At 67.1% G+C, this 7,589-nt stretch carries 1 protein-coding gene; it reads right to left on the bottom strand.

Annotation, left to right across the window (positions count from 1 at the left end; all coding sequences use genetic code 11):
- On the bottom strand, positions 1–7,589 hold a 7,589-nt coding region (locus tag A8G08_RS22365), incomplete at both ends, for a non-ribosomal peptide synthetase (RefSeq protein ID WP_157108737.1).

Here is a 7,589-nt window from a genome sequence, read left to right on the forward strand (position 1 = left end):
ACCGCGGCAACGCCAACGCCACGAAGTCTTCCGGCCCCACACCACGGCCGATCAACAAACGCGCCAACCGGTTCGACGACTCGTCGAGCTCGCGATAGGTGTACGACTGGCCTTCGTGCCGCACCGCCACCGCATCCGGAGACGACGCCACCGCCGCCGTCAGAAGCTCCGGCAACAATCCTTCGGGCATCGCACCTGCACCCGACACGTGAGTCAGCCCAGCCAACTCACCCGCATCGAGGATTTCGATATCCCCGACCAGCACAGCAGGATCGGACACGAACGCCTCGAACACGCGGACCAGCCGGCGACCGAAGTCAACCATCGTCTGCTCATCGAACAGATCTGTGGCGTAGGTCAACACAGCACCCATGCCCGCCGGACCAGCCGTCGCCGGGTACTCGGACATCGTGACCTGCAGATCGAACTTCGCCACCGCCGCATCGCCGGCGTCGAGGCCGGCAACAGCGAGGCCGGGCAGCACGAACTCGGTGGTTCCAATGTTCTGGAACGAGAGCGCCACCTGGAACAGCGGGTTGCGTGCCTGCGAACGCTCCGGATCCAGGACCTCGACGAGCCGCTCGAACGGCACATCCGCATGCCCGAACGCGGCCAGGTCGGTTTCCCTCGTACGTGCCAAGAGATCCGTGACGGACGTGTCGCCCTCGACACCGGTGCGCAGCACCAACGTGTTCACGAACATACCGATCAGGTCGTCGAGTTCACGCTCACCACGACCCGCGATCGGAGTACCGACCGCAATGTCATCGCCACCGGACAGGCGCGCGAGCAGCACCGCAAGCGCCGCGTGCACGACCATGAACAGCGTCGCGTCGTGTGCACGCGCCACTGCAACCAACCTGGCGTGCAGGTCGGCGTCGACCTCGAACCCGACCGAGGCACCGGCGAAGGACGCCACCGCCGGCCGCGGCCGGTCCGCGGGCAGGTCCAGCTGATCCGGCACACCCGCGAGTTGGGTTTTCCAGTAGTCGATCTGACCGGCGATCAGCGATTCCTGATCGTCCTCCGACCCCAAAACCTCGCGCTGCCACAACGTGTAATCGACATATTGCACCGGCAACGGCGCCCACGCAGGCACCTCACCGCGGGTGCGGGACTCGTAGGCCACCATCACGTCCCGCGCGAGCGGACCCATCGAGAAGCCGTCACCGGCGATGTGATGGACCACCACGACCAACACGAACTCGTCGGAAGCGTCGGCAATCCGCAGCAAACGTGCCCGCACCGGCACCCGCTCCGTCAGGTCGGCGAACCCGCGACCCACGATCCCGGCAACCTCGGCAAACACCTCACCCTGGACCACCCGCACCGGCGTGAGATCCAGAACCGCCTCGTTGGCGGGCAGCACCAACTGGTAACCGACACCGTCGACCTCGGGGTAGATCGTGCGAAGCGACTCATGCCGCTCCACCACATCGGCGACCGCCAATTGCAGTGCAGCAGTATCGAGTTCGCCCGACAACCGGATCGCCATCGGAATGTTGTAGACCGCCGAATCCGGATCGAACCGGTTCAGGAACCACATCCGCGACTGCGCCAACGACAGCGGCACCTGCTCGGGCCGCGGACCCGCGACCAAAGCCACGCGACCGGTGCCCGCATGCGATTCCACTACCACCGCAAGACGTTCCACCACCGACGCCTCGAACAGCACCCGCACCGGGATGGTCGCATCCAGGGCTGCACCCAGGCGAGAGGTCACCTGCATCGCCAGCAGCGAGTTGCCACCGAGGGCGAAGAAGTCGTCATCGAGGCCGATCTGACCGATCCCGAGCACATCGGCAAACACAGACGCAACGGCCTGCTCCACCGGAGTCGTCGGGGCGCGGAAAACCGCGGCCTCGAACACCGGCGCCGGCAGGGCCTTTCGGTCCACCTTGCCCGACGCGTTGAGCGGGAACGCATCCAGCACCATGATCCGCCCGGGCACCATGTACGACGGCAGCAGTTCCTTGGCCGCCGCCCGCAAGGCCTCGACGTCGATCTCGACCGTCGGGTCGCTGGGCACGACGTAGGCCACCAGTCGATCACCGAGATCGTCGGCCCGCACGATCGCGATCGACTGACCCACCTGCCCCTGTGCCAGGAGCGCTGCCTCGATCTCACCGAGCTCGATGCGCTGACCGCGCAGCTTCACCTGGAAGTCGGTGCGGCCCACGTACTCCAACTCGGCCCCTACAGGAGCGGAGCCTGCGGAGCGACCCGAGGGCGCGGTCCAGCGGACCAGGTCGCCGGTGCGGTACAGGCGGCTACCCGCCGAGTCGAACGGGTTCGCGATGAAACGTTCCGCCGACAGATCCGCACGGCCAAAGTAGCCGCGCGCCAACTGAACACCGGCGATGTACAGTTCGCCGGCCACGCCGAACGGAACCGGACGCAACCGTGAATCGAGCACGTACACCTGCGTGTTCCACACCGGCGAACCGATCGGCACCACCGACACATCCGCATCGGTGACCGTGCGACTGCTCAACTGCACCGTCGCCTCGGTCGGGCCGTACAGGTTGTGCACCTCGACACCAGGCACCGCCGCGCGAATACGCTGCGCGACATCGCCACCGAGCGCCTCACCACCGGTGAACACCGAGCGCAGCGACGAGCACCCGCCCGCGGGAATCACGGAGATGAACATGGGTAGCAGTGCTGGCACGAACTGCACCGTGGTGACCGACTGCGCCTCGATCAGCGCGGCCAGGTAGGCGGGATCGCGATGGCCGTCGGGCGCAGCGACCACCAACCGGGCACCGGTCCACAACGCGACGAACAATTCCCACACCGACGCGTCGAACGTCGACGGCGTCTTCCACAGCACAACCTCGGACGCGGAGACGCCGAACTGCTCGGTGAACCACGCGACCTGGTTCACGATCGCCGCATGCGTAACCGCGACGCCCTTCGGGCGACCCGTCGAACCCGAGGTGTAGAGCATGTACGCCGTGTTCGCCGGCCGCAACAACGCCACCCTGTCGGCATCCGTCACCGGCGCTGAGGAGTAGCCCGACACATCCAGTGTGTCCAGGAGGAGGACAGACCTCTCCCCTGCATCCACGCCATCATCGGTCGTGGTCAGCACCACCACCGGATCTGCCGACTCCAGCACATACGCCGTGCGATCGGCCGGATGATCCGGATCCACCGGAACGTACGCACCACCGGCGGCCAGCACCGCGTACATGCCCGTCAACAGGTCGGTGCTGCGGCGCATCGCCACCGCGACCCGCGACTCCGGACCAACGCCCAGCGAAATAAGATGCCGTGCAAGACGATTCACCTTCGCCGAGAACTCGGCATAGGTCAGCTGCGAACCCTCGAACACGACCGCCGTCGCATCCGGGGTGGCCACCGCAGCACGCTCGAACCCGTCGAGCAGCAGCGCCTCCTCGACCACGCGAGCGGTGCCCGCCGACCCGGCCAGCAGTGCGGCCTGCTCGCCGGCATCGAGGATCGTGATGTCCCCAACCGGCAGGCTCGGTGCCGCAACCATCGCCTCCAGCACGCGCACCAGGCGCCGCGTGAAACCGGTGACCGTGGCCTCATCGAACAGATCGACCGCGTACACCACGCTGCCGAACAACCCGGACGGCGCCGCCGCCCCGGCATCGAGTTCTCCGACCGTCACCGACAGGTCGAACTTCGCCATCGCAGCGTCCCCGGCGTCGAGGCCCGACACCGTCAGACCCGGCAGCGAGAACTCGGTCTGGGCAAGGTTCTGGAATGCCAGCATCACCTGGAACAACGGATGCCGCGCCTGCGACCGGGCCGGATCCAGGACCTCGACCAGGCGCTCGAACGGCACATCCGCATGACCGAAGGCACCGAGGTCGGCTTCGCGAACGCCCGCAAGCAGTTCCGTGACCGACTCGCCACCATCGACACCGGTGCGCAGCACCAGGGTGTTGACGAACATGCCGATCAGGTCGTCGAGCTCACGCTCACCGCGGCCCGCGATCGGGGTACCGATCGCCACATCATCGCCGCCGGACAACCGTGCGAGCAGCACCGCCAACGCCGCGTGCACCACCATGAACAACGTCGCGTCGTGTTTGCGCGCCAACTCCACGAGCCCGGCGTGCAGTTCGGCGTCGACCTCGAAGCCCACCGTCGCGCCACGGTTCGACGCGACCGCCGGCCGCGGCCGATCCAACGGCAACCCGAGTTCGTCGGGGACACCCACCAACTGGTCACGCCAGTAGCCGAGTTGACCCGCGATCAGCGACGCGGGATCATCCTCCGAGCCGAGCACCGCACGCTGCCACAGCGTGTAGTCCGCGTACTGCACCGGCAGCGGCGCCCAACCCGGCACCTCACCCCGCGTGCGGGACTCGTAGGCCACCATGACATCACGCGCCAATGGGCCCATTGAGAAGCCATCGCCGGCGATGTGATGCACCACCACGACCAGCACGAACTCATCGGTGCCGTCTTCGACGTCGGCAACCCGGAACAGCCGCGCCCGCACCGGAACCCGCTCGGTCAAGTCGGCGAAGCCACGGCCCAGCAACTCGGTCACCTCGGCATACACCTCGGCCTGGCTCACAGACACCGGCGCCAGATCCAGTACCGCCTCGGCTGCGGGCAGCACCTGCTGGAACCCGAACCCGTCGATCGCGGGGTAGATCGTGCGCAACGATTCGTGCCGGCTCACCACATCGGTGACCGCCGCCTGCAATGCCGCCACATCCAATGCACCCGACAGGCGGATCGCCATCGGCATGTTGTACGCCGCGGACTCCGGATCCAGTCGGTTGAGGAACCACATCCGCTGCTGCGCCAACGACAACGGCACCCGCTCCGGCCGCGGACCCGCGACCAAGGCTACGCGGCCGGAGCCGGTATGCGATTCCACTGCTGCCGCAAGGCGTTCCACCGTCGGCGACTCGAACAGCACCCGCACCGGCACTCTGGTGTCCAGGGCTGCGCCCAAACGCGACGTCAACTGCGTCGCCAGCAGCGAGTTACCACCCAGGGCGAAGAAATCATCGTCCAGGCCGACCTGCTGTGGCCCATCCCCCGTCGCTTCGCTCGCCCCGATCCCGAGAACCTCCGCGAACACCCCCGCGACGGTCTGCTCCACCGGAGTGGTCGGGGCACGGAACACCGCGACCTCGAACACCGGCACCGGAAGCGCCTTGCGATCGAGCTTGCCCGACACATTCAACGGGAACGCGTCGAGCACCATGACGGTTTCGGGAACCATGTACGCCGGCAGCAGCGCCTTGACCGCCGTGCGGAGCCCCTCGACATCGATCTCTATGGTCGGGTCGCTGGGCACGACGTAGGCGACGAGCCGGTCACCCAGGTCCTCGGCACGCACGATAGCGACCGCCTGGCCCACCTGCTCCTGCGCCAGCAGCGCGGTTTCGATCTCGCCGAGCTCGATGCGCTGACCGCGGAACTTCACCTGGAAGTCGGTGCGGCCCAGGTAATCCAGTTCACCGTCCAGGGTCCAGCGGACGAGGTCACCGGTGCGGTACATGCGGCCGCCGGCCGGGTCGAACGGATCCGCAACGAACCGGTCCGAGGACAGGTCAGGGCGTCCGTGGTACCCGCGCGCCAACTGCACACCCGCCAGATACAGCTCGCCGGAGACACCGTCCGGCACGATCCGCAGCCGCGAATCGAGAACGTAAGCACGCGAATTACCCTGCGGCACACCGATAGTCACACTGGCAGCGTCCGCTGGGACCTCGACCGCGGTGATCGACACCGCCGCCTCCGTCGGGCCGTACAGGTTCTGCACCCGAGCCGTGGAAACCGCAGCGAACGCGCGCACCGTCTCGAGCGGCAACGCCTCACCGATCAAGAAGATGTCCCGCAGGGTCACCAACTGCTCGGCGCGGGCCTCGCGCGCGAACACCGAGAGCATCGACGGCACGGTATCGGTCAGCGTCACACCGTGTTCGGCGATCACGCGGCACTGGTACGCGGGATCGCGATGGCCGTCGGGGGTCGAGACCACGAGACGCGCGCCGACAGCCAACGGTAGGAAGTAGCCCCACAGCGACACGTCGAACGTCGTCGCAGTCTTCTGGAAATAGATGTCCTCGGCGGTGATGTCGTACTCGCCGACCATCCAGCCAACCTGGTTCACGATCGCGCCGTGCGGGACCGCAACACCCTTCGGCCGACCCGTCGAACCCGAGGTGTAGATGACATACGCCGAGTTGTCCCGGCGCACCGGCGCCACCCGATCCGCATCCGTCACGCGGTCCGCGGAGTAGCCCGACACATCGAGGGTGTCGATCGAAAGGGCAGACCTCTCCCCCGCATCGAACCCATCCCGGGTCGTGGTCAACACCGCCACCGGCTCCGAGGACTCGAGCACCCAACCGATGCGCTCGGCCGGATGATCCGGATCCACCGGAACATAGGCGCCACCCGCAGTCACGACGGCGTACATGCCGACCACGAGATCCAGGCTGCGCCGCATCGCCAGCACTACTCGCGACTCCGGGCCGACACCCATCGAAACAAGATGCCGCGCAAGCTGATTCACCCGCACCGAGAACTCGCCGTAGGTGAGCTGCGAACCTTCGAAGACCACCGCCACCGCATCCGGCGACACCGCGGCGGCACGCTCGAACCGATCGAGCAACAGACCCTCGAAAGCGCCCACGTCCGTGGCATTGCGCTCGCCGAGCACGGCGGTACGTTCCGCCGCATCGAGTATCTCGATATCCCCCACCGGGATATCGATGTTGTTGCCCAATGCCGTCAGCACTCGCAGGAACCTGGCCGCGAGCGTCTCGATCTCGGCGGCGCCGAACACCGCAGTGTCGGACCTGAAGTCGACCACCAGTTGCCGCGAGACAGCGACGAACAGGGCAAGGGGGTAGTGCGTTCCGTCGCGCATCTCGACGCCGGTGACCTGCATACCGTCGAGCGCGGAACCCGCGTCGCTGAGCGCTTCCTGGTCGACGGGGTAGGACTCGAACACGAACAGCGTGTTGAACAACGCCGCGAGCCCGGCGGCCTGGTGAATCTCGGTCAGGCCGATGTAGTGGTGCTCGAGCAGGTCGGCCTGCTCGGACTGCAATTGCCCCAGCACCTCCGACACCGTCGCGTCCGCAGCGATGCGGACCCGGACCGGAATGGTGTTGATGAACAAGCCGACCATCGTCTCGACGCCGGGCACCTCGGCCGGGCGCCCCGACACGGTCGCACCGAACACCACGTCGGACTGACCGGTCAGCCGGCCGAGCAGGATCGCCCACGCCGCCTGCACGATCGTGTTAACGGTGACGCCAAGCCGGGCCGCAACCTCGGTGAGCCGCGCCGTCTCGGCCTCGGACAGGTCAACGCTGACCTTGATGGCACCCGACCCGGCATCCGGGCGCGGCCCCATCGGGTCGAGCAGCGTCGGCCCTTCGATCCCTTCGAGTGCGCGCGTCCATGTCGCCAGCGACCGTTCCCGGTCCCGACCAGCCAGCCACACGAGGAAGTTGCGGTACTCCCGCACCCGCGGCAGCACCGACTGATCACCACTGACTGCGTAGAGCACCAGCAGGTCACGCATCATCAGCGGCATCGACCAGCCATCGAGCAGGATGTGGTGCGCAGTCACACCC

This window comes from Aldersonia kunmingensis (assembly GCF_001646865.1).
In the GTDB taxonomy this organism is placed as follows: domain Bacteria; phylum Actinomycetota; class Actinomycetes; order Mycobacteriales; family Mycobacteriaceae; genus Aldersonia; species Aldersonia kunmingensis.